The sequence below is a fragment of the Rhodobium gokarnense genome (assembly GCF_025961475.1).
Taxonomy (GTDB): domain Bacteria; phylum Pseudomonadota; class Alphaproteobacteria; order Rhizobiales; family Rhodobiaceae; genus Rhodobium; species Rhodobium gokarnense.
Genome location: NZ_JAOQNS010000008.1, coordinates 91594 through 114009, shown reverse-complemented (window position 1 = coordinate 114009; position 22416 = coordinate 91594). Strand labels below are relative to the sequence as shown.

Genomic DNA, 22416 nt, shown 5'->3' with positions numbered 1-22416 from the left:
GCCATGGCCGCCCCGCTCTCCCTCTGCGTTGCCGTCCCGCTCGATCCGGCCGCTCCCGGCGCCGGCCGCCGCTGGCAGGCAATCGCCGGCGCCAAGGCGCTGGCGCGTCTTCTCGCCGAGGCCGGCCATACGGTGACGCTCGCCCATTGGCCGGGAGCGATGCCTTCGGTGTCCGGCGATGAGGGCATTCGCGCTGAGGAAATCTCCGCGCCGCAGACGCCGCGCCGCAACTTCCAGCCCCATATGAGTTCTCCCGGCTCGGCCCTCCTTCGTGCCGAGACGTTCTATCGCTGGCTCAAGGGCCAGAGCTTCGACGCGGTCTATGTGGTCGGCGCGCCGGAATGTGCCGCGGTCGCCGCCATGGACCGGGCGATGGGGCTCGGCGGCATCGCGATGCCCGTCGTCGCCGTCATCGATGGGCCCGTCGCCGATCCGGCGCTGTTGCAGGACGCGACGCTCGCGCACCCTGAGCTTCTGCTCTGCGATGCCCTGGAGCGCGACGTCGTCCGCCTCGCCGATGCCGTCGTCGTCCCGCACCTTGCCGTTGCCGATCGCCTTATGGAGATCGTCCCGGAGGCGCCGCAACCCGCCGTTCTGCCGGTCCCGATGGCGGAGCGAGCGGCCGGAACGGGCAGCGCCGCGGCGATCGAGGAAATCGTCTTTGTCGGGAGGATCGATGCGGCCTCAGGCTTCTGGCTGTTCTGCGATGTCATTGAAACGCTGATCGCCCGCGGCGGCCTTTCCGGAGTTAAGGTGACGGCGATCGGTCCGCTGGCGCGTGGCGGCGACGGGTTGTCCGCCCGCTCCCTCGGCTATCGCACGGCGCGCTGGGGCATCGATTTCGAACATGTGCCGGCGGAGACCTACGGCACCGCCCTCGCCGCCCTCGCAGAGCGTCGCGACCATGTCCTCGTCGTCGCGCCGTTCCTTGCTGTTCCCGATCGGCGGCTGGTCGCCGATCTCCTTGCCGGGAGCTTTTCGTTCCTCACCACCGACATCGATGGCGTCGGCGAGATGCTGGCGCCGGAAAGCCGCGGCAGCGTCGTGGCGCCGGAGATGAACGCGCTTGCGGACGCCGTCTCCGCTGCGCTGGCGGACGGCCTCGCGCCGCCCGCACCGGCGGTTTCGCGCAAGGACATCGCCGCCGTCTGGTCGGCCCATGCGCAAGACCTTGCCGGCCGCACCAGACTGCCCGCGCCGCTCAAGCACAGCCTTTCGGTCATCGTGCTCCACCGCGACCGGCCGGATTTTCTGCGCCAGGCGCTGAAGAGCCTCGATGCCCAGACCCGGCGGCCGGACGAGGTCGTCCTCGTCGACAACGCCAGCGAGACCGGGGCCGCGCGGGCCCTGCTCGACGAACTCGCGGCCGACTTCAGAGCCAGGGGCTGGAAGATCGTCCGTCTCGACAAACATCTGTCGCCGATGCTGGCTCGCAATGCCGGCTTCGACGCCTCGACGGGCGAGGCCGTCGTCTTCCTCGACGACGACAACGCCCTGACCCCGGAGGCATTGGACGCTTACGGCAAAGCCGTCGACAGCGGCCGGTTCGACGCCGTCGCCTCGCCGCTCGACTGTTTCGAGGGCGATGCACCGCCGACGGACGCGGCCGGCATCCACCGGCGCCAGCTCTTTGCCGGCAGCGCGGGTGCCCTGTCGCTCTTTTCCAACGCCATGGGCGACACCAACATGGTCGTCACCCGCAAGGCGTTTCAGGCCGTCGGCCGGTTTCCCGATCCGGGCTACAGCTATGTCAGCGAGGACTGGTACCTGATGGCGCTGCTCAGGGCCCGCGGCCAGCGCATTGGCGTGCTGCCTGAGGCCGTGGTGCTGTTTCGCGAAAGCGCCGGGACGGTCAAGAAGAACTGGAAGAAGGCCAACCACGAGGGCGCCCGGCACCAGGTGTTCCGGCTGCTCGCGGGGACCGATCCGCGCGACACGCGGTTGGCGCTGCTTTACGCGCAAGGCCTCTTCCACCGCGGCGGCGTCGATCCCTCGCAAGGGATGGAGCCGCCGCCGGCGCCCGTGCGCAAAAAGGGGCTTTGGGCGAGGGTCCGGCGACTTCTCGGAGCGTGACCCGGGAGTACTTTGATCAGAAGGATGCCTGCAGGCGCGGGATATATCCGAACAGCATGATTCTGGATTGCCGCGTCGGCCTAGCGGCCTCCTCGCAATGACGTTGAAATGATTGAGAAAACGTCATTGCGAGCGGAGCGAAGCAATCCAGCGCGGCCTATCGGTTAATCAACTGATTTTCGCGATTTTCGGCGTTCGGTCGGCAATCCGGTATGGCTTTGCAAACAATCCGTTGACGGAAAGCGAGCGAACGCTGAAACGCATCAGCCATCCCGATGACCGGTCCCGGCGCAGCGCTTGCGCGCCGCCGGGGATGTCGGGGATGTCGGCCGAGCTGGGACCCGCCCCTTACGCCGCGTCCTTCTTCGGCTGGATCAGGCCGCGATTGACGAGGGTCTCGGCGATCTGGACCGTGTTGAGGGCCGCGCCCTTCCTCAGATTGTCGGAGACCACCCACATGGCGAGGCCGTTGTCGACGGTCGGGTCTTCGCGGATGCGGCTGATATAGGTGGCGTCCTCGCCGGCCGCTTCATAGGGCGTGATGTAGCCGCCGGGCTCGTGCTTGTCGATGACCAGGCACCCCGGCGCCTCGCGCAGGATGTCCCTTGCCTCGTCGGCGGTGATCGGCTCGGCGAATTCCAGGTGCACGGCCTCGGCGTGGGAGATGAACACCGGCACGCGTACGCAGGTCGCCACCAGCTTGATCTTCGGGTCGAGAATCTTCTTGGTCTCGGCCGTCATTTTCCACTCTTCCTTGGTGAAGCCGTCCTCCATGAAGACGTCGATATGCGGGATCGCGTTGAAGGCGATCCGCTTCGGAAACTTCTTGGCTTCCACCGGGTCGGAGACGAACACCGCGCGGGTCTGGGTGAAGAGCTCGTCCATCGCCTCCTTGCCGGCGCCGGAGACCGACTGGTAGGTGGCGACGACGCAGCGCAGGATCTTCGCCTTCTCATGCAGCGGCTTCAGCGCGACGACGAGCTGTGCGGTCGAGCAGTTCGGATTGGCGATGATGTTCTTGCGGGTAAAGCCTTCGATGGCGTCGGCGTTCACCTCCGGCACGATCAGCGGCACGTCCGGGTCCATGCGGAAGGCGGAGGAGTTGTCGATGACGACGCAGCCGGCCTTGCCGATCTTCGGCGACCATTCCTTCGAAGTCTCGCCGCCGGCCGACATCAGCGCGATGTCGATGTCGGAGAAATCGACGTGCTCCAGCGCCTTCACCCGCAGCGTGGCGTCGCCATAGGAGACCTCCACGCCCTGGCTGCGGCGGGAGGCGACGGCAACGACCTCGTCGGCCGGAAAGCCCCGTTCCTTCAGGATATCGAGCATTTCGCGGCCCACATTGCCGGTGGCGCCGACGACTGCGACTTTATAACCCATGGTTCTGGTTCCTCGTTCCCTCTCCCCGCGCCCGTTTCGTCAACGGGCTCTTCGATCCCCCGCGCCGCGCCGGGGGAGATATCGGCGGACGAGAGGACCGTCAGGCGGTCGGAGTGGTTTTCGTGGTCTTGGTGATCTTGACGGTCGCGCGCGCGGCAACGCCCGGAAAAGCCCAGGACGGCGTCTTCTGCTCGATGATCCGATCGAACGGGCGCATGGCAACCTCTGTTACAGCGCGCTTCTCATGACGTGGAACGCGGGGGCTGTCAAGGTTGGGGGTGGCGGCGTAGTGGCCGCTGCCGCGCGCTCTTCCGTCACGCCGGTCGGTGAGCGGGACGGTTTGGACGGCGCGGGCGCAACGCTCGACCGTCATCCCGGCCTTGAGCCACTGCTGTCCGGTTTACGGCGAATGCACTCTGGCATCCACGCGCTCTGCATCATCACCGGGCTTGACCCGGTGATCCATGAGGCCTTTGATTTCAATCTGTTAGGGGAGTTTTCGCCGCTCGTCATCATGGACCACCGGATCAAGTCCGGTGGTGACGCGGAGTTTGGGGAGATGGCGGTGGCAAACCCGAGGCGAGCTGCCAAGCGTTGACGTCCGGGCTCCATCGAAGCCGCAAGGCTTCGCAAGCCCGACCGGGCGCCGCGCGACAGCGCGCCCTCGCGGAGCCGCGAGCGCAGCGAGTTGGCGCGAGCGGCAAACTAGGAAGCCGGAAGGCTTCGCAAGGTCGAACGGCTGCCGGCGCTGATGGGCCGCCTGTGTCGGACCGCGAGCCAGGCGTGAGCGGCAAAAGACCTTGCCGCCCCGCGGAGACTAGCGAGAGCTTAGCCGTGAGTGAAAGCTCGGAGCCGTCAGGCTTCGCAAGGGCAAGCGCCCGCCGGCGCTGATGCGCCGCCCTCGCGGAGCCGCGAGCGAAGCGAGCCTGGCGTGAGCGGCAAATAAACTTGCCGCCCCCGCGGAGGCTAGCGGGCGAAGCCCGCGCTCAGCCGTGAGCGCTAAAAAACCTAGCGCTAAAAACTCGCGAAAACCTACCCCGCCAGTCGATCCATCTCGGCAAGGATCGCCGTGCCCATCTCCATAGTGGAGACCGTCGGGGCGCCTGCCTCGGCGATGTCGCCGGTGCGGAGCCCGCGGTCGAGGGCGGCGGCGATGGCGGATTCGACGAGGTCGGCTTCCTTGGTCAGTTCGAAGGAGTAGCGCAGCGCCATGGCGAAGGAGGCGATCATGGCGATGGGGTTGGCGATGCCCTTGCCGGCGATGTCGGGGGCCGAGCCGTGCACCGGCTCGTACATCGCCTTGCGGCGGCCGGTGGCCGGGTCCGGGGCGCCGAGGGCGGCGGACGGCAGCATGCCCAGCGACCCGGTCAGCATGGCGGCGACGTCAGACAGCATGTCGCCGAAGAGGTTGTCGGTGACGATGACGTCGAACTGCTTCGGCCAGCGCACGAGCTGCATGCCGCCGGCATCGGCCAGCATGTGCTCAAGGGTGACGTCTTCGTAGCTGGCCTTGTGGGTCGCGGTGACGACCTCGTTCCAGAGCACGCCCGACTTCATGACGTTGCGCTTTTCCATCGAGGTGACCTTGTTGCGCCGCGTGCGGGCAAGGTCGAAGGCGACAGAAGCGATGCGCTCGATCTCGTAGGTGTCGTAGACCTGGGTGTCGACGGCCCGCTTCTGGCCGTTGCCGATGTCGGTGATCTCCTTGGGCTCGCCGAAATAGACGCCGCCGGTGAGCTCGCGCACGATCAGGATGTCGAGGCCTTCCACGACGTCGCGCTTCAGGGAGGAGGCATCGGCGAGCGCCGGATAGCAGATGGCGGGGCGCAGATTGGCAAAGAGCTTCAGATCCTTGCGCAGGCGCAGGAGCCCGGCTTCCGGGCGCACGTCATAGGGAACGCCGTCCCATTTCGGCCCGCCGACGGCGCCGAAGATGACCGCGTCCGTCGCCAAGGCCTTTTCCATGGTGGCGTCGGAGACGGCCGCGCCGTGGGCGTCATAGGCCGCGCCGCCGACCAGATCTTCCTCATACGTAAAGGTAAGGTCGGTCTTGTCGTTGAACCAGGCGATGACGCGCTTCACCTCCTCCATGATCTCGGTGCCGATGCCGTCGCCGGGGAGGAGCAGAAGATTGTAGTCGGTCATGTGCGGGTCATCCTTTCGGGGGCGTCATCCCCTGGGCGCGTAATCGCTTGGGGAGAGCGTCGTTCTGGCGGGTTTTTCTGGAAGGTTGGTTAGCCGGAATGGCGACCGACTGCAAGCGGACGTATACGGCTCGCGGCAAGGCGCGGCGACCGGGCGGAGACCACCTTCCGCAATTTTGCGGAAGGTGCATGTTCGGAACGGCTCGCGTCAGGGAGAGATGCGCGGCCCGTCGTCGTCGGATGTTTTGGGCCCGTCGTCGTCGCTCGCCTCGTCGCCGGTCTTCTCGTCGCCGGTCTTCTCGTCGTCCGGGCTTTCATCCTCGAAGGCCTCGTCTCGGGAGGCCTTGTCGTCAGCAGGCTCGGAGCCGGCATCCGGGTCGCCGGAGCCTTCGGCGTCGAGCAAGACCTCTGCGCTCGCGTCCTCCTCGGCAGAGAGCTCCTCCGCCCCGGCGGCGACAAGGGCCGGCTCTTCGCCGACGGGTTCGATGTCGTCGTCGTCAGCGTCCCCGAACGCGTCCTCAGGCCCGTCTTCCGGCTGCTCGTCCGTCTCCTCGCCGACGTCCGGCATGGGCTCGTCGGGTGCCGGGCCGTCGGGCGTCGGACCATCCTGGGCCAGGTCGAAGGCGCCGAGGTCGAGGGCGGCGGCGAGGTTGTCGGCCATCGCCTGGGGATCGAACTCCGAATGGAGCGGCGGCGCCTCCGCTGCGGCGTCCTCGACGGGCGCATCGAAGTCCACGGCGCCCTGCTCGGCGAGGGTGTCGCCGTCGGCCGGCGCTGTCTCCACGGTGGCCTCGTCGGTCTCTTCGGCGGTCTCGTCCGGGTCGGGTGCGCCGACGGCAAGGGCCTCGGCGAAGACGTCCTCCAGGTCCGGCGCATCGTCCCCCGCGGGCGCATCGGCCCCGGCGGCTTCCGCGTCCCCGTCGCTGTCGTCGCCGGCCGTCGCCTCGGCGACCTTTTCCAGCGCGTCGGGCATCAGCTCGCTCGACAGAAGTTCGGCGGCGATGATGTCGGTCGCCACCCGCTCGATCGAAAACGGCGCGCGGGCGCCGGCCGGGCTCGCCTGGGGTGCGGGGCGGGCGAGCGCCTCTTCAAGCTGGGCGAGATCGGCGTTGCCGCCGCAGATGAGGACGCCGACCCTCTCGTTGCGTTCCGGCCGGTAGGCGCCGGTGAGGAGAGCGGCCAGCGCCGTGGCGCCGCCGGGTTCGGTGGCGATGCGGAAGTCGCGCCACAGCCGCTGCTGGGCGAGGAGGATGGCCTCGTCCTCGACCAGGAGCACCTCCTCGACACGGTCGCGGGCGATCCGGAACACGTTGTCGCCGCAGCGGCGGGCGCCGAGCGCGCCGGCGGCGACGGAGTCCACGTCGACGTCGACGGGCCGGCCTTCGGCGAGGGCATTATGCAGGGTCGGGCAGCCGGTCGGCTCGACGCCGATGACCCGGGCTCGGTTGTCGAACCAGGCACCGATGCCGGCGATCAGCCCGCCGCCGCCGACGGCGACCAGCACCGTATCGAGGCCGAGGGCCTGTTCCTCCCATTCCAGGCCGAGCGTTCCTTGGCCGGCGATGGTGTCGAAGCTGTCATAGGGGTGGACGAGGAGGGCGCCGGTGTCGGCGGCGTATTCCTCGCAGAGCGCGGCGGCGTCGGCATAGGTCTCGCCCTCGATGTGGACGTCGGCGCCGTAGCGGCGGATGAGGTCCGCCTTGGCCGGGGCCACAGTCTCGGGCACGTAGATGCGGGCAAGCTCGCCGAGCCGGTCGGCGGCAAAGGCGACCGCCGCGCCGTGGTTGCCGCCGGAGGCGGCGGTGACGCCCGTCGGCGGGATCTCGTTGCTGAGCAGCGTGTTGAAGGCGCCGCGGGCCTTGAAGGAGCCGGCGAACTGCATCTGCTCCAGCTTGACGACGACGGGGGCGGGCAATTCGAAATCGCCCGGCGCGGTGTGCAGTACGGGCGTGCGGCGGATCTGGTTGCGGATGCGCGAGTGCACGGAGCGGATCAGTTCCGGGCTGACGGTATCGAACATGGTTTTCTCCTTCGCACCCCTTTTACACGTCTTCACGGGAACTTGACCGCGAAATGGGGAGAGAACGTGTCACGGCGCCAAGGGCTTATCGCGGGCGCCCCGGCGCGGGCCGCGCTTTGGCGGGGTCAATCGAGGGGCATTGCCGTTTCCACCAGGCTCACCCAGTAGGAACAGCCATAGGGGATGGCGTCGTCGCTGAAGTCGTATTCCGGGTGGTGCAGGCCGGCGCTGTCGCCGTTGCCCATATAGATGTAGGCGCCGGGCCGGGCCTCCAGCATCCAGGCGAAATCCTCGCCGCCCATGATTGGGGTCGGGTCGCGGTCGAGCCGGTCGGGGCCGACGATCTTTTCGGCGACGGATGCGGCAAGGTCGGCCTCAGCCGGGTGGTTCATGGTGACCGGATAGTCGCGCTGGTAGGTGAGGCGGACGCTGGCGCCGAAGGCCTCGGCGGTGGCGGCCACATAGGCGCGGATGCGGGATTCGAGCGTGTCGCGGGTCGCCGCATCGAGGGCACGCACGGTCCCCTTGAGGTAGGCCGAGGGCGGGATGACGTTATCGGCCTCGCCGGCCCGGAAGATCGTGATGGAGATGACCGCGGCCGCGCGCGGATCGACGTTTCTGGAGACGATCGACTGCAATCCGGTGACGATGTGGCTGCCGACGAGGACCGGATCGACGGTGGTGTGCGGGAAGGCGCCGTGGCCGCCGATACCGTCGACCTCGATGGTCAGCCGGTCGGTGGCAGCCATCATCGCCCCTGATTTCACAGCGAAATTTCCGGATCGTATACCAGGTATATTATGTAGACCGTATATTTCCTGAATGCCGAAACGCTCCATCAGGCCGTCTTCGATCATTTCCTTGGCCCCGGCGCCGCCCTCTTCGGCCGGCTGGAAGACCATGACCGCCGTGCCGTCGAAATTGCGCGTCTCGGTCAAGTATCGGGCGGCGCCGAGCAGCATTGCCGAGTGGCCGTCATGGCCGCAGGCATGCATCAGGCCCTCCGCCTCCGACGCATAGGCGTGGCCGGTCGCCTCCTTGATCGGCAGGGCGTCCATGTCGGCGCGAAGGCCGATTACCTTGCCGGAGCCCGCCTTGCGGCCCCTGATGACGCCGACGACTCCGGTGCGGCCGATGCCGGTTGCGACCTCGTCGCAGCCGAACGCTTCCAGCTTGCGGGCGACGATGCCGGCGGTGCGGTGGACGTCGAAGCGCAGCTCCGGGTGGCGGTGGAAGTCATGGCGCCAGCCGGCGATCTCCTCGTGCAGGTCGGCGAAGCGGTTGATGATCGGCATCGGGGCCTCTTTGCAAGGATTCGCGTATCGCCGTGAAGCCTATCGCGGTTCGGCCGTTCGGCAAACGCGCCGGCCTCATCCGGAGCGGGCGGCTACGGCCCTGCGCCGGCGGTCGGCGCGGATGTTGAGGGCGAAGATGCCGAGCACGACGGCGGCGCCCGCGGCCTCCAGATAGGGCGTGTTGGGCCAGACAAGGGCAACGCCGGCGGCGGCAAGGAGGATGCGCAGGGGCCAGGGGATCGGCGCTTCCATATGGCCTTCGATGGCGGCACCAAGCGCATAGACGCCGAGGGTGGCGACGGCAAAGAGCGTCAGCATTTCCGGGATCGTGCCGGTCAGGAACGGCGTGTAGGCAAAGAGGATCGGCACCAGATAGAGGCCCTTGGCGAGGCGCCAGGCGGTGAAGCCGGTCAGCATCGGCGGCGTCTTGGCGATGGCCGCGGCGGCAAAGGCGGTGAGGCACACCGGCGGCGTGACGTTGGAATCCTGCGAAAGCCAGAAGACGATCATGTGCGCTGACAGGAGCGCCCCGGTGGTCAGCGCGACCGGCAGGGCGAGGCGCTGTTGCGCCATGATCTGGGTGACGACCTCCGGCGGTAGGGCGTTCCAGAGCGCCTCGGCGTCGGCCGGCGGCATTGGCGCCGACAGCTTGGCCATCACCGAGGGGTCGGCGAGCATGAAGAAGGGTTTTATCGCGTCCGACAGGGTGCCCTCGGCAAGGGCCGCGATGATGTCGGCCCGCATCATCTCCGGCGACACGATCTGGTTGATGATCAATGTCTGCAGGGCCGGGGCGGAGAGGGTGGCGAGCACGATATAGGCGGCCGTCACCGGCAGGCCCATTCCGAGCACCAGCGAGGCAAGCGCCACCAGCACGATGGCGATCATCAGGTTGCCGCCGGCCCATTGGGTGATCATCAGCGAGAAGGTGTTGCCGATGGAGGCCATGGCGATGACGTTGACGATGAGGCCGATGGCGATCAGGAGCACGCCCGTGGTGACCATGTTGCGGGCGCCCATGGCGAGCGCCTCGATGATGGCGCGCGGTCCCATCGGGTTCGGCGTCAGCCAGGAGGCGACGACGACGGCAAGGATCGCCCAGCCGCCGGCATAGGTCGGCGTGAAGCCGTAGACCAGGAGGCCGATGAGGACGCCGATCGGGATCAGGAAGGCCGGGCCGCCCTTCCTCAGGACTTCGGCGACCCGCGGCGCGTCGTCGTCATGGGAGACGATGTTGTGGCGCTTGGCCTCGATGCGCACGAAGAAGGCGACGGAGAGGAAATAGACGAAGGCCGGCAGGAACGAGACGGTGACGATGTCCAGATAGGGGATCTGGGTGTAGTTGGCCATGACGAAGGCGCCGGCGCCCATGATCGGCGGCATGAGCTGGCCGCCCGTGGAGGCCGCGGCCTCGACGCCGGCGGCAAAGCGCGGCGGAAAGCCGGAGCGCTTCATCAAGGGAATCGTGATGACGCCGGTGGAAGTGGTGTTGGCGACGGCCGAGCCGGAGATGGTGCCGGTGAGGCCGGAGGCGATGACGGCGATGAAGCCGGGCCCGCCGGTGAGCCGGCCGGAGATCGCGCGGGCGATGTCGATGATGAATTCGCCGGCCCCGGAGCGCACCAGGAAGGCGCCGAACAGGATGAACAGGAAGACGAAGCTCGCCGAAATCCGGCCGATCATCCCGAACATGCCCTCGTCGGAAAAGATCGAGCGGAAGACGACGGTCTCCACGGACAGCCCGGCAAACCGGAACACGCCGTCGATGTGGTCGCCCCACCAGGTGACGTAGGTCAGCGCCGTGAGGATGAGGACCGGAATGATCCAGCCGGTGGTGCGCCTGGTCAGCTCGATGGCGCCGAGGATGGTGAGGAAGGCGAGCGCCCATTCGTGCGGCGCCAGGTGAACGCCGCGGGCATAGATGGCGTTTTCCGAGGCGATGAGGACGACGGTGCCGACGGCAAGCGCGAGGCCGAAGACGACATCGACGGCAAAGACGGCGTTGCGCCCGCGCCGGCTGCCGGCATGGACGAGCGGAAAGCGCAGGGCGCAGAGAAAGGCGAGGCCTGCGAAATGGACGCCGGCGAGCCACAGGGTCGACAGGGTCGCGAACAGGTTGGCCCAGAGGTGGAACAGCGAGACGGCGACGGCGACCGCGGTGAACACCGCCTGCCAGCGGCGGTCTTCCAGGCGCCCCTCGTCGGCGATGATGGCAACGTCCGGCAGCGCGGCGGCAGCCGTTCCACCGGGAGTGCCGCCCGCAGCGCCATCGGGCCCGTCGCCGGGCGCGTCTTTGTCGGACATTCTGTTCCCCGACCTTGTGCCCCGGCCACGGTCCTGGTCTGAGGTCCCGGCTCTCGGGGGCAGCCCGCCTGCAGCGGGCGGAGACGACCGGTCCGGACGGGATTGTCCCGCCCGGACGTTGCAAACCGATCAGACGGCCGGGGTTACGGCTTCAGGGCGTCCGGAATGGTGAGGCCGGCTTCCTCGTAGTAGCGCAGGGCGCCCGGATGCAGCGGCAGCGGCAGGCCGGCGATGGAGCGCTCCAGGCTCATGTTCTTGGTCGCCGGATGGATGCCGTTGAGGAAGGCGAGGTTCTCGTAGATCGTCTTCGTCATCAGGTAGATGGTTTCCTCCGGCACGTCGTCGCGCACGGCAAGGAAGTTGGGCTGGGCGATGGTGTTGATGTCGGCGCTCTGGCCCGGATAGGTGCCGGCCGGCACGACGAAGCGGGTCCACAGCTCGCCGAAGTCACCGTTCGCCTGCTTGATCTGGTCGTCGGTGAAGTCGAGCACCTTGAGGTTGGCGCCCATGGCGGCAAACACCCGGGTGACGGCGGAGACCGGCGGGCCGGCCGGGGTCGACATCGCCTGGATCTGGCCGTTCTGGATGGCATCGGCCGAGGGGCCGTAGCCCATATAGGCGAGGTCGTAGGCCTCATCGATGTCGATGCCAAGATTGCCGAGGATGGTGCGGTTGGAGCCGAGGGTGCCGGAATTCTGGCTGCCGAGGGAAACCTTCTTGCCGGCGAGCCCTTCCATGTCGTCGATGGTGCCGCTCTTGGCGTATTCCTTCCTGACGACGAAGTGCTCCACATTCGGCCACAGCATGGTGATGGAGCGCAGCGATTTCTGCGGCCCGTCGGCCTCAAGCGGGCCGGTGCCGTTCTTGGCGTAGGCGCCGTAAAGGCCCTGGACGATGGCGAACTGGACCTCGTTCTCGCGCAACAGCTTGATGTTCTCGCCGGAGCCGGCGGAGTTGATCGCCGACATGTTGATGTTGTTCTTGGGCTGCAGTTTGACCTTGATCAGCGTCGCCAGCGCGACGCCGACCGGATAGTAGGTGCCGCCGGTCGAGGCGGTCGCCAGGAGATAGTTCTGGGCCTCCTGGGCCTTCGCCGGTCCGTGCGCTGCCGCGCCGAGGAGTGCGGCGCCGGTGGCGGCGGCAAGAACGGATTTCAGTACGGTGCGTCGTGCCAGCATGGTGTCTGGTCCTCCCTGGTAAGATCTGGTTGGTTTGTTTTTGTTTTATCAAATCTGTTGCATTTGGCCGCCGCTGCCAACCGCTTTTGTTAAGAAAAAGTCCGTAGTGCGGAATGCGTGTATGATCGGGCTAGCATCGCTGGCTGGTAGAAATGCAGCCCGGTTGCGGTTTGCCATTGCCAAGCGGCGGCTGCGGCGCCATCTGTCGGGCAAGGTTCCGGGGCAGGCGCCCGCATGGCCAGCGATCGCGGTACGGTGCAGGTGCCGGCCGCTCCGGGACAAACCCGTTGAGGACCTCCGAACCGGGCTGCGCCGCCGCCGCGGAATCTTTGCAATCCGGGCGGCGTTTGCGTTAGTGTGTCGCGGCCGTTGGGGGGAGCAGATTGCGCGCCGGGGTGTGGAGCCCCGCGCCCGGATACCGGAAAAAGGACACGGCATCTTGCATTTCAGGTTCGGTTCGTCAGCGGTCGCCAGGAAACCCGCGATCGTCGCCGCGATCCTTCTCGCATGCGCCCTGGTGCAGGGGGCGCAGACGGCGCCGGCGCGCGCCGAGGACGACATCGCCGCCTATCTGGTCATGGATGCCGACAGCGGTACGGTGCTCGATTCCATGAACCCGCTGCGGCCGTGGCATCCGGCGTCGCTGACCAAGATGATGACCGCCTATGTGACCTTCAAGGCGCTGAAGCTCGGCTTTTTGCGGCCGTCCTCGCCGGTCTACTATTCGGCCAATGCGCGGTCCGAGCCGCCCTCCAAGATGGGCTTTCGGGTCGGCACCGTGCTGACCGTCGACAACGCCCTGAAGATGATGCTGGTGAAGTCCGCCAACGACGTGGCGGTGGCAATCGGCGAGACCGTCAGCGGCAGCGAGGCGGCGTTCGTTGCGGCCATGAACCGCGAGGCGCAGCGGCTCGGCATGCGCTCGACGCGCTACACCAATCCGAACGGCCTGCCCGATCGGGCGCAGATCACCAATGCCCGCGACTACGCCATCCTGGCGCGGGCGCTGCACAAGGATTTCCCCGAATACGGCCATTATTTCCGCGTCGGCGCGATCACGTTCGGCAAGCGGACGATGAAGAACTACAACATCCTTCTGCACCACTATCGCGGCGCCGACGGCTTCAAGACCGGCTATATCTGCGATTCCGGCCTCAACCTGGTGGCGTCTGCGACCCGCAACGGACGCCGCGTCGTCGCCGTGGTGCTCGGCGCGCGCACCGGCTACCAGCGCGCTGCGATCGCCCGCAAGCTGCTCGACCGCGGCTTCGGCAAGGGCGGCGGGTTCTTCTCCAGCGGCGGCACGCCCGTGGAATCGATCCGCGCGACCCGCACCTGGCCGGCGCTGCCGCCGAAGGGCTATTGCCGCGGTGCCAAGCCGAAGATCGCCGACCTCCTGGAACAGTATGACCGCTACAAGGTGACCGAACCGCGCCGCGACCTGTTCGGCGGCGCCCGCCCGGACCGGGCGAGCATGGTCTCGGCACCAAAGGCGCTGAAGAAGAAGGGCAAGGGCAAGCTTACCGCCGACGAGGTTCTGGACCGGCTGGTCGGCCCGCCGCAGTCCTATTCGGTGGTCAAGGTCTATGTGGGCGGTGCGGACGACAACCTGCCGGCCAAGGCGCTGGAGCCGATCGACGGCTTCCAGATCAGCCACCGCGGCCGCTCCAACGTGCTGCCGAGCCCGCATCCGCTGCGCACGCCGGGGATCGCCACCGGCAATTCGCCGGCCCTTGCCATTCGCCCGGTGACGCCGCCGGAAGATGCCGCCAAGGCGGTCAGCCTGTTCTCGCGCAGCGGCCGCATCACCGGCCGGCCGGAGGTGCTGCTGCCCCAGAAGCTGGTGCCGCCGGCCTTCGTCGACGGCAAGCCGCTGCCGCGGCCCAATCCCCGGCGCTAGTCCCGCCCGTTTCTTAGAGTATCGCAGCCATGAGCCAGTCGCCGGATCGTCGTCGCATGCCGATTCCGATCACCGTCCTGACCGGGTTTCTCGGCTCGGGCAAGACGACGCTGCTCAACCGCCTGATCAGCGATCCGGCGATGGCGGATGCGGCCGTCATCATCAACGAGTTCGGCGAGGTCGGGCTCGACCACATGCTGGTCGAGGCGGCCGAGGACGGCATCGTGGAGCTCTCCTCCGGGTGCCTGTGCTGCACCGTGCGCGGCGATCTCGTAAAGACGCTCGAAGACTTTTTGCGCCGGCTCGACAACGGCCGGCTGGAGACGCTCTCGCGCATCGTCATCGAGACGACGGGGCTCGCCGACCCGGCGCCGATCCTCCACGCCATCATGCTGCACCCCTATCTGGTGCTGCGCTACCGGCTCGACGGCGTGGTGACCACCGTCGACGCGGTCAACGGCATGGCGACGCTCGACGCCCATGAAGAGGCGGTGAAGCAGGTCGCGGTTGCCGACCGCATCGTGCTGACGAAGAGCGATATCGCCGAGGACGCCGGCGTCGCCGCGCTGCGCGAGCGCCTTGCCGCGCTCAATCCGGGGGCGCCGGTGGTCGATGCGGCCGGCGCGACGGCCGGGGCCCTCCTCAATTGCGGCCTGTTCGATCCGACCCGGAAGATCCCCGACGTTGCCCGCTGGCTGCACGAGGAGGCCTATCGCGACAGCGGGCACACCCATGATCATGGTGATGGTCACGGGCACCATCACCACCACGACGTCAACCGCCACGACGACCATATCAGGGCGTTCTCCCTGGCGACGGACCGGGCGGTGCCGGCGACCGCGCTGGAAATGTTCATCGACCTTCTGCGCTCCGCCCACGGGCCGAAGCTCCTTCGGGTCAAGGGCATCGTCAAGCTCGCCGAGGATCTGGACCGGCCGGTGGTCATCCACGGCGTCCAGGAGGTGTTCCATCCGCCGGCGACCCTGCCGGAATGGCCCGATGCCGACCACCGCACGCGGCTCGTCTTCATCACCCGCGACATGCCCGAAGACTTCGTGCGGCGGATGTTCGAGGCGATCGCCGGGACGCCCGTCATCGATACCCCCGATGCTGCGGCGCTGACCGACAACCCCTTGGCGGTCAGCGGATTTTCCGGCACATTCAAGCCTTGAGTCGACCACCCGAAGGCAGCCGCCGGCAGCCGCGGAACGGCCCCTGAAGGACCGTCCCGCGCGGCCGATGCCGTTGCTGCCGCCAAATCCAGGAGTTCCTCCCTTGTCCGACACCCTGCCCGGCCCGCTCGACGTCCTCGATTTCTGGTTCCGCGCGGGGCCGGCGAAATGGTTCACCAAGGACGCCGGTTTCGACGTGGAGATCCGCGAACGGTTCGGCGCGCTGATGGCGCACGCCGCGGACGGCTCGCTCGACCGCTGGACGGAAAAGCCGCACAGCGCCCTCGCCCTGATCCTCCTGCTCGACCAGTTCCCGCGCAACGTCTACCGCGACAGCCCGAAGGCCTTCGCCACTGACGAAAAGGCGCGGACGATCGCCGACATGGCGCTCGGCAAGGGGTTCGAGCGGGCCTATCCCGTAGAGGTCAGAAAGTTCTTCTTTATGCCCTTCATGCATTCGGAAAGCCTCGACGACCAGGGGCGCTGCGTGGAGCTGATGATGGGGATCGGCGACAAGGACGGGCTCTTCTATGCCTTCCAGCACCTGGAGCTGATCCGCCGCTTCGGCCGCTTCCCGCACCGCAATCCGGTGTTCGGGCGCGAGACGACGGCCGAGGAAGAGGCATTCCTCAAGCTCGGCGGGTTTGCGGGATGAGCGCGGAGGCCGTCCGCCGGCTGGCGGAAATCCATACCCGGATCGCCCGGGCCGAAGAGGATGCCGACCGGCCCGAGGGTGCCGTCACGCTGGTCGCCGTTTCCAAGACCTTCGAGGTCGACGACATCCGCCCGGTGCTGGCCGCCGGCCAGCGGGTGTTCGGCGAGAACCGGGTGCAGGAAGCGCAGAAGAAGTGGCCGCTCCTCAAGGATGAGTTCCGCGACGTGGAGCTTCACCTGATCGGGCCGATGCAGTCCAACAAGGTGAAGGACGCCGTGGCGCTCTTCGACGTCATCCACACCGTCGACCGGGAGAAGATCGCCCGCGCGCTTTCCGAGGAGATCGAGAAACAGGGCCGCGCCCCGGCGCTCCTCGTCCAGGTCAACACCGGCGCGGAGCCCCAGAAGGCCGGGGTGTTGCCCGACGACACGACCGATTTCGTGAAGCGCTGCCGCGAGGAGTACGGGCTCGCCCTCAAGGGGCTGATGTGCATCCCGCCGGTGGAAGACGTCGCCGCGCCCCATTTCGCGCTGTTGCAGAAGCTCGCCGACGGGCTGGAGCTGCCGTGGCTCTCCATGGGCATGTCGGCGGATTTCGAGACGGCGGTCGGCTTCGGCGCCACCCATGTGCGGGTCGGCTCGGCCATTTTCGGCGCGCGGGACTACGGGTAAGACGCGGCTCCGGACCCCTTTCGGGCTCCGGCGCCCCTATCCCATCGCTCGACCTCGAAAGGGGTCTAGTACTTGAACATCGTCGCCGCGGCCGGACGGGCCGGCGCGCCGTCGCGCGGCTGCGGCATCGGTCCGCCGGTGCAGAACAGGACCTCGGAATTGGAGGTGATGTCGGCGATTGAGATGTTGTCGAGATGGTGCATGAACTGCTCCATGGCGCCGTCGAAGGCGTTCTTCAACAGGCAGGTCTCGACGATGTTGCAATGGGCCGGATGCTGGGTCTGGCATTCGGCCATGATGATGTCCGTCTCGATGGTGCGCACGATCTCTCCGACGGAAATTTCCGACGGGTCGCGGGCCAGCGCGATGCCGCCGTTGCGGCCCTTGCGCGAGGTGATGTAGGCGCCGTTGCGCAGCGACTGGATCGCCTTCACGGCCTGCGGCCGCGGGCAGAGGCACTTGACGACGACATCGTCGATGATGGTTTTCTCGTCCCGGTTGATGGCGAGATACATCAGGATGCGAAGGGCGATGTCGGTTTGCTGGGTGAGTCGCATGTGCGTTGCTTGCCTGTTGCCGCTCCGACGGGCGGGGAGCGGTGGGAGTTCAGTCCGGTTACGACTGTAACAATAAAAGGCTCGTGTGCGCCACCGGTGCCTCTGTGTGAGTGCGCCTAAAACGCGGCAAATCAAAAGTGGAGTTTGGACGCATTTTCCCGCATGGTCCATAGTTCTATACAATTTATTCATCAGCGTCGAAGGGACGTGATGACGCGGGTTGCAGGCCTTGCATTTTTCCCCTTGGGGGTTTTCCGGGGGTGCGCCCGCCGGATTTCCGGCAAAGCGAGCCATTGCCGGACGCCCGTTCGCGGATCGGGGGCAAGGGTGCCGGGATGCGGCCGTTGCGCGGGTTTTCGGGAATTGCTTGACGCGGCGGCCGCAACTCCATAAATTCCACGCCGGTTTTCGACATCTGCCGACGACTTGAGCCGACCGGGGCCCGCAAAGGTATAAAGAGACCCCGGAGGCCAACACCCGCCAGCGCGTTGCGCCCGCGGGTGCGTTTTGCGTTCGGCCGATGGATGGTTTCATTGCCGCGCTTGTCAGGGCCTCTCGGCCCCGCGCGGCTGACAAAAGACAGAACGAAGCGAGAGCTCATGTTCGACAATCTGTCAGATCGCCTCGGCGATATTTTCGACAAGCTGACGCGGCGCGGCGCGCTTTCGGAAAAGGACGTCGGCGAGGCGCTGCGCGAGGTGCGGCGCGCGCTGATCGAGGCCGACGTGGCGCTGGAGGTGGTGCGGTCCTTCACCGACAAGGTGCGCGAGCGCGCCGTCGGCGCGGAGGTTGTCAAGTCGGTGACGCCGGGCCAGATGGTCATCAAGATCGTCCACGACGTGATGATCGAGACGCTCGGTGCCGAGGGCAAGCCGATCGACCTCAACGCGCCGAGCCCGGTGCCGATCATGATGGTCGGCCTGCAGGGCTCGGGCAAGACGACGACCACGTCGAAGATTGCCCTCAGGCTCACCAGGCGCGAGAAGCGCAAGGTGCTGATGGCCTCGCTCGATACGCGCCGCCCGGCCGCCCAGGAGCAGCTGAAGGTGCTCGGCGAGCAGTACGGCATCGACACCCTGCCGATCGTTGCCGGCGAGACGCCGCCGCAGATCGCCAAACGGGCGATGACCGCCGGCCGGCTCTCCGGCTACGACGTCGTCATCCTCGATACCGCCGGCCGCACCCATATCGACGAGCCGCTGATGATGGAGATGGCGGAGATCCGCGACGTCGCCCAGCCGCACGAGACGCTGCTCGTCGCCGATGCGCTGACCGGCCAGGACGCCGTCAACCTCGCCAAGAGCTTCGACGAGCGGGTCGGCATTACCGGCATCTGCCTCACCCGAATGGACGGCGACGGCCGCGGCGGCGCGGCGCTGTCCATGCGCGCCGTCACCGGCAAGCCGATCAAGCTCATCGGCACCGGCGAAAAGGCCGACGCGCTGGAGGAATTCCATCCCTCGCGCATCGCCGACCGTATCCTCGGCATGGGCGACATCGTCTCGCTCGTCGAAAAGGCGTCGGAGGCCATCGATGCGGAAAAAGCCGCCAAGATGGCCAAGAAGCTGCAGAAGGGGGCCTTCGATCTGGAGGACCTCGCCGACCAGCTCGGCCACATGCAGAAGATCGGCGGCATGTCCGGCATGCTCGGCCTGATGCCCGGCATCGGCAAGATCAAGAAGCAGCTCGATGCGGCCAATCTCGACGACACCATCGTCAAGCGGCAGATGGCGATCATCAATTCCATGACGGTGAAGGAAAAGCGGGCGCCGAAGCTGCTCAATGCCAGCCGCAAGCGGCGCATCGCCGCCGGCTCCGGCACCGAGGTCCAGGACGTCAACAAGCTCCTCAAGATGCACCGCCAGATGGCGGACATGATGAAGAAGATGGGCAAGGGCAAGGGCCTTCTCGGCGGCATGATGGGCGGCAAGGCCCCGCAGGTCGACCCGGCCGCTCTGGAAGAGATGGCCAAGGGCGGCGGCATGCCCGGCCTTCCTCCCGGTGGCCTCGGCGGCGGCCTCCCCGGCGGCATGGGCGGACTGCCCGGCGGCTTTCCAGGCCTTCCCGGCGGCAAGCTGCCCGGCATGGGCGGTTTCCCGGGCCTTCCCGGCGGCAAGGGCAAGAAGAAGTGACGATCCCGGAGCTTTCCACCGAGCGGCTGCGCTTCCGGCAGTGGCGGAACGAGGACCTTGCGCCCTTCGCCGCCTTCTATGCCGATCCTGCTGCATCGCGCTTCATCGGCGGTCCGAGCAACCGGGAAGCCGTGTGGCGGCGGATCGCCAGCTATGTCGGCCACTGGACGCTGCGCGGCTACGGCCTTTGGGCGCTGGAAGACAAGGCCACCGGCCGCTTCGCCGGCTATTGCGGCCTCTGGTATCCGGACGGCTGGCCGGAGCCGGAGATCGGCTGGGGCCTGATGAAGGAGTTCCAGGGCCGCGGCCTGATCACCGAGGCTGCGCTTCGGGTCCGCGAATACGCCTATGGCGTCCTCGGCTGGACGACCGCGGCAAGCTGCATTGCCGACGAAAACGGCCCCTCGCGGCGCGTCGCTGCCCGGCTCGGCGCGCACCCTGAACGCAACATCATCATCCTCGGGAATGTCGCCACGCTCTACCGGCATCCCGCCCCGGAACAGTCCGGACAATCGTAACACCCGATCAACTACTGACATCGAAACCAGGAGACCCTGAATGGCCCTTAAAATTCGTCTTGCCCGCGGCGGTGCCAAGAAGCGCCCGTTCTACCGGATCGTCGTTGCCGACGTGCGCTCGCCGCGCGACGGCCGCTTCATCGAGCGCATCGGCACGTTCGACCCGATGCTGCCGAAGGACGGCCAGCGCGTGACCCTCAACGAGGACCGCGTCCGCCACTGGCTCGACAACGGCGCCAAGCCGACCGACCGCGTGCTGCGCTTCCTCGACGAGGCCGGCATCCTGACCCGCAAGCCGCGCAACAATCCGAAGAAGGCGCTGCCGGGCAAGAAGGCGCAGGAGCGTATCGACGCCGCCAAGCAGGCCGAGGAAGAAGCCGCCGCCAAGGCCGCTGAAGCCGCTGCCGCTCCTGCCGAAGAAGCCCCGGCCGAAGAGGCGAGCGCGGAGTAACACCGCGCCTCGCCGCCTAGAGCGTTTCACGCGATTACGGAATCGCCCGAAACGCTCTAGCTTTTTATTTTGACGCGTATTCTTTTCCGAAAACCGGTCTCCACGTTTCGCTGACGCGGACCTTCGGTTCGGGAATACGCTCAAGCGGTGATCCATGGCCGACCCGGACCGCATCCTTCTGGGACAGATCGGTGCCGCCCACGGCATCAGGGGCGAGGTGCGCCTGAAATCCTTCACCGAGCCGCCCGAGGCGATCGCCGACTACGGCGCGCTTTCGGCTGGCAACGGGCGGGAATTCGAGATCATCGACTGGCGCGCCTCCAAGGGCGTGCTGATCGTCCGGCTCAACGGCGTCAAGGACCGCAACGCGGCGGAAGCGCTGAACGGCACGGAGCTGTTCGTCTCCCGCGACCAGCTCGGCGCGCCGGAGGAGGACGAGTTCTTCCACGCCGACCTGATCGGGCTCGACGCGGTCGATGTCGACGGCATGCCGTTCGGCAAGGTCATCGCGGTCCACGACTTCGGCGCCGGCGATCTCCTGGAGATCAAGCCGGCGGACCGGCCGAGCGCCTATCTGCCGTTCACGCTGGAAGCCGTGCCGGAGGTGGATATCGCCGCCGGGCGCATCGTCGTCGCGCCGCCGCCGGGCCTCTTCGATGACGGCACGGACAAGGACGAAGACGCGGCGGAGCGGTCGCCGGGCGCGGGGTCATGACCGTCTGCTTCCGCAGCGCCGTTGCGGCGGATCTCCCCGTGCTCATTGCCATGATCGCCGCCGATTCCCTCGCCGCTTCCCGCGAAGGCGCGGGCGATCCGGACACTCCGGCGATCCGGGCCGCCTTCGAGGCGATATCGGCCGACCCGAACAACGACATCCTCGTTGCCGAGCGGGACGGCACGGTCATCGGCTGCCTGCAGCTCACCTTCATTCCGGGCCTCACCTATGAGGGCGGCACGCGCGCCCATATCGAGGCGGTGCGGGTCGCCAAGCATGCGCGGGGCGGCGGCGTCGGCCAGAAGCTCGTCGAGGAGGCGATCTCAAGGGCGCGGGCGAAAAACTGTGCCCTCGTCCAGCTCACCACCGACCGGCGCCGGGAAGATGCCGCGCGGTTCTACGAGCGGCTCGGCTTTGCCCCCAGCCATATCGGCATGAAGCTGTGGCTCAGATGACGGCCTTTCCGCGATGACCTGGAACGCCACCGTCCTCACCCTTTATCCGGAGATGTTTCCGGGCCCGCTCGGCGTCTCGCTCGCCGGGCGCGCGCTGGAGGCCGGGACCTGGTCGCTGATGACGGAGCAGATCCGCGACCACGCCCTCGACAAGCACCGTTCGGTCGACGACACGCCGGCCGGCGGCGGGCCGGGCATGGTCATGCGCGCCGACGTGCTCGCCCGGGCGATCGATGCCGTTGCACCTGAGGGCGACCCGCGCCCGAAATTCCTCATGAGCCCGCGCGGCCGGCCGTTGACGCAGGGCCTGGTGCGCGATCTCAGCAGTGGACCCGGTGCCGTCCTCGTCTGCGGCCGCTTCGAGGGCGTCGACGAGCGGGTGATCGAGGCGCGCGGCCTCACCGAGCTTTCCGTCGGCGACTATGTGCTGTCCGGCGGCGAGGTGGCGGCGATGGTGGTGCTCGATGCCGTGGTGCGGCTGCTGCCCGGGGTCATGGGCGCCGAGGCGTCGGGCACGGAGGAGAGTTTCGAGACCGGGCTCCTGGAATATCCCCACTACACGCGGCCGGCCGAATGGGAGGGGCGGACGATCCCGGAGGTGCTGTCCTCCGGGCACCACGGCCGCATCGAGGCCTGGCGGCGCGACGAGGCCGAACGGCTGACAAGGGAGCGCCGGCCGGACCTCTGGGCGCGGCACAGGGGCCGGGACGGCGACTGACCGCGCGCCGGGCCTTCCTTGACAGGCTCCCGCCCCCGGCCTATCGCTCCCGCCTTGGCCGCTCCCCCAGGTCGA

General features: G+C 67.5%; 19 protein-coding genes. 12 read left to right on the top strand and 7 right to left on the bottom strand.

Translation table 11 applies throughout. The annotated features are described in order from the left end of the window. The first annotated feature begins 3 nt into the window (after positions 1 to 3). A complete protein-coding gene (locus tag M2319_RS14795) occupies positions 4 to 2073 on the top strand; it encodes a glycosyltransferase (RefSeq protein ID WP_264602237.1) in 2070 nt (689 codons plus the stop codon). Between the two features lie 348 nt (positions 2074 to 2421). Here the strand turns inward: M2319_RS14795 and M2319_RS14790 are convergent, their stop codons facing one another. Further along, the gene (locus tag M2319_RS14790; protein ID WP_264602236.1) at positions 2422 to 3456 is read right to left on the bottom strand and encodes an aspartate-semialdehyde dehydrogenase; all 1035 of its coding nucleotides are present in this window, start codon (positions 3454 to 3456) and stop codon (positions 2422 to 2424) included. Positions 3457 to 3745: 289 nt separating this feature from the next. On the opposite strand from M2319_RS14790, the gene M2319_RS14785 reads away from it, so the two are divergent. Continuing rightward, positions 3746 to 4054, top strand: coding sequence for a hypothetical protein (locus M2319_RS14785; RefSeq protein ID WP_264602235.1), 309 nt, complete (start codon positions 3746 to 3748; stop codon positions 4052 to 4054). A gap of 434 nt (positions 4055 to 4488) precedes the next feature. On the opposite strand, the gene leuB is transcribed toward M2319_RS14785, so the two are convergent. From leuB to M2319_RS14760, 5 genes are all read right to left on the bottom strand, one after another. After that, a complete protein-coding gene (gene leuB / locus M2319_RS14780) occupies positions 4489 to 5601 on the bottom strand; it encodes a 3-isopropylmalate dehydrogenase (RefSeq protein ID WP_264602234.1) in 1113 nt (370 codons plus the stop codon). Between the two features lie 207 nt (positions 5602 to 5808). Beyond that, positions 5809 to 7620, bottom strand: coding sequence for a serine/threonine dehydratase (locus M2319_RS23180; RefSeq protein WP_319801786.1), 1812 nt, complete (start codon positions 7618 to 7620; stop codon positions 5809 to 5811). A 125-nt stretch (positions 7621 to 7745) separates the two neighbouring features. Next, complete coding sequence (locus M2319_RS14770) at positions 7746 to 8915, bottom strand: M20 aminoacylase family protein (protein WP_264602233.1); 1170 nt, start codon at positions 8913 to 8915, stop codon at positions 7746 to 7748. Between the two features lie 75 nt (positions 8916 to 8990). Further along, the gene (locus M2319_RS14765) at positions 8991 to 11219 is read right to left on the bottom strand and encodes a TRAP transporter permease (protein ID WP_264602232.1); all 2229 of its coding nucleotides are present in this window, start codon (positions 11217 to 11219) and stop codon (positions 8991 to 8993) included. Positions 11220 to 11362: 143 nt separating this feature from the next. Continuing rightward, positions 11363 to 12397, bottom strand: a complete 1035-nt coding sequence (locus M2319_RS14760; RefSeq protein WP_264602231.1) for a TAXI family TRAP transporter solute-binding subunit — start codon at positions 12395 to 12397, stop codon at positions 11363 to 11365. Positions 12398 to 12836: 439 nt separating this feature from the next. Between M2319_RS14760 and M2319_RS14755 the strand changes: the two genes are divergently transcribed. The 4 genes from M2319_RS14755 to M2319_RS14740 all read left to right on the top strand — a co-directional run bounded on the left by M2319_RS14755 (position 12837) and on the right by M2319_RS14740 (position 16795). After that, positions 12837 to 14297: a D-alanyl-D-alanine carboxypeptidase family protein gene (locus tag M2319_RS14755; RefSeq protein ID WP_264602230.1), complete on the top strand. Its 1461-nt coding sequence runs from the start codon at positions 12837 to 12839 to the stop codon at positions 14295 to 14297. 56 nt (positions 14298 to 14353) lie between these two features. Further along, a complete protein-coding gene (locus M2319_RS14750) occupies positions 14354 to 15469 on the top strand; it encodes a CobW family GTP-binding protein (protein ID WP_264602229.1) in 1116 nt (371 codons plus the stop codon). Positions 15470 to 15572: 103 nt separating this feature from the next. Then, entirely contained in the window at positions 15573 to 16124 is a 552-nt protein-coding gene (locus M2319_RS14745) for a DUF924 family protein (protein ID WP_264602228.1), read from the top strand. Beyond that, complete coding sequence (locus M2319_RS14740) at positions 16121 to 16795, top strand: YggS family pyridoxal phosphate-dependent enzyme (RefSeq protein WP_264602227.1); 675 nt, start codon at positions 16121 to 16123, stop codon at positions 16793 to 16795. Before M2319_RS14745 ends, M2319_RS14740 begins: the two co-directional genes overlap by 4 nt. Before the next feature lie 65 nt (positions 16796 to 16860). On the opposite strand, the gene M2319_RS14735 is transcribed toward M2319_RS14740, so the two are convergent. Next, on the bottom strand, positions 16861 to 17352 hold the full coding sequence (locus M2319_RS14735; RefSeq protein WP_264602226.1) for an RrF2 family transcriptional regulator: 492 nt from the start codon (positions 17350 to 17352) through the stop codon (positions 16861 to 16863). Between the two features lie 599 nt (positions 17353 to 17951). On the opposite strand from M2319_RS14735, the gene ffh reads away from it, so the two are divergent. The 6 genes from ffh (at position 17952) to trmD (ending at position 22341) form a co-directional block, all read left to right on the top strand. Then, positions 17952 to 19484: a signal recognition particle protein gene (gene ffh / locus M2319_RS14730; RefSeq protein WP_264602225.1), complete on the top strand. Its 1533-nt coding sequence runs from the start codon at positions 17952 to 17954 to the stop codon at positions 19482 to 19484. Then, the gene (locus M2319_RS14725; protein ID WP_264602224.1) at positions 19481 to 20002 is read left to right on the top strand and encodes a GNAT family N-acetyltransferase; all 522 of its coding nucleotides are present in this window, start codon (positions 19481 to 19483) and stop codon (positions 20000 to 20002) included. The genes ffh and M2319_RS14725 overlap by 4 nt, the downstream gene beginning before the upstream one ends. A gap of 40 nt (positions 20003 to 20042) precedes the next feature. Continuing rightward, the gene (gene rpsP, locus M2319_RS14720; protein WP_264602223.1) at positions 20043 to 20453 is read left to right on the top strand and encodes a 30S ribosomal protein S16; all 411 of its coding nucleotides are present in this window, start codon (positions 20043 to 20045) and stop codon (positions 20451 to 20453) included. A 154-nt stretch (positions 20454 to 20607) separates the two neighbouring features. After that, entirely contained in the window at positions 20608 to 21168 is a 561-nt protein-coding gene (gene rimM / locus M2319_RS14715; protein ID WP_264602222.1) for a ribosome maturation factor RimM, read from the top strand. Then, entirely contained in the window at positions 21165 to 21623 is a 459-nt protein-coding gene (locus M2319_RS14710) for a GNAT family N-acetyltransferase (protein ID WP_264602221.1), read from the top strand. Before rimM ends, M2319_RS14710 begins: the two co-directional genes overlap by 4 nt. 13 nt (positions 21624 to 21636) lie before the next feature. Then, entirely contained in the window at positions 21637 to 22341 is a 705-nt protein-coding gene (gene trmD / locus M2319_RS14705; RefSeq protein ID WP_264602220.1) for a tRNA (guanosine(37)-N1)-methyltransferase TrmD, read from the top strand. Positions 22342 to 22416 lie beyond the last annotated feature (75 nt).

Bases quoted from the DNA above. Each gene is read 5' to 3' on its own strand.
- rpsP (WP_264602223.1), top strand. From the start codon at position 20,043: ATGGCCCTTAAAATTCGTCTTGCCCGCGGCGGTGCCAAGAAGCGCCCG.
- rimM (WP_264602222.1), top strand. From the start codon at position 20,608: ATGGCCGACCCGGACCGCATCCTTCTGGGACAGATCGGTGCCGCCCAC.
- ffh (WP_264602225.1), top strand. From the start codon at position 17,952: ATGTTCGACAATCTGTCAGATCGCCTCGGCGATATTTTCGACAAGCTG.
- M2319_RS14710 (WP_264602221.1), top strand. From the start codon at position 21,165: ATGACCGTCTGCTTCCGCAGCGCCGTTGCGGCGGATCTCCCCGTGCTC.
- M2319_RS14750 (WP_264602229.1), top strand. From the start codon at position 14,354: ATGCCGATTCCGATCACCGTCCTGACCGGGTTTCTCGGCTCGGGCAAG.
- M2319_RS14740 (WP_264602227.1), top strand. From the start codon at position 16,121: ATGAGCGCGGAGGCCGTCCGCCGGCTGGCGGAAATCCATACCCGGATC.
- M2319_RS14760 (WP_264602231.1), bottom strand. From the start codon at position 12,397: ATGCTGGCACGACGCACCGTACTGAAATCCGTTCTTGCCGCCGCCACC.
- M2319_RS23180 (WP_319801786.1), bottom strand. From the start codon at position 7,620: ATGTTCGATACCGTCAGCCCGGAACTGATCCGCTCCGTGCACTCGCGC.
- M2319_RS14770 (WP_264602233.1), bottom strand. From the start codon at position 8,915: ATGCCGATCATCAACCGCTTCGCCGACCTGCACGAGGAGATCGCCGGC.
- M2319_RS14765 (WP_264602232.1), bottom strand. From the start codon at position 11,219: ATGTCCGACAAAGACGCGCCCGGCGACGGGCCCGATGGCGCTGCGGGC.
- M2319_RS14795 (WP_264602237.1), top strand. From the start codon at position 4: ATGGCCGCCCCGCTCTCCCTCTGCGTTGCCGTCCCGCTCGATCCGGCC.
- M2319_RS14735 (WP_264602226.1), bottom strand. From the start codon at position 17,352: ATGCGACTCACCCAGCAAACCGACATCGCCCTTCGCATCCTGATGTAT.
- M2319_RS14790 (WP_264602236.1), bottom strand. From the start codon at position 3,456: ATGGGTTATAAAGTCGCAGTCGTCGGCGCCACCGGCAATGTGGGCCGC.
- leuB (WP_264602234.1), bottom strand. From the start codon at position 5,601: ATGACCGACTACAATCTTCTGCTCCTCCCCGGCGACGGCATCGGCACC.
- trmD (WP_264602220.1), top strand. From the start codon at position 21,637: ATGACCTGGAACGCCACCGTCCTCACCCTTTATCCGGAGATGTTTCCG.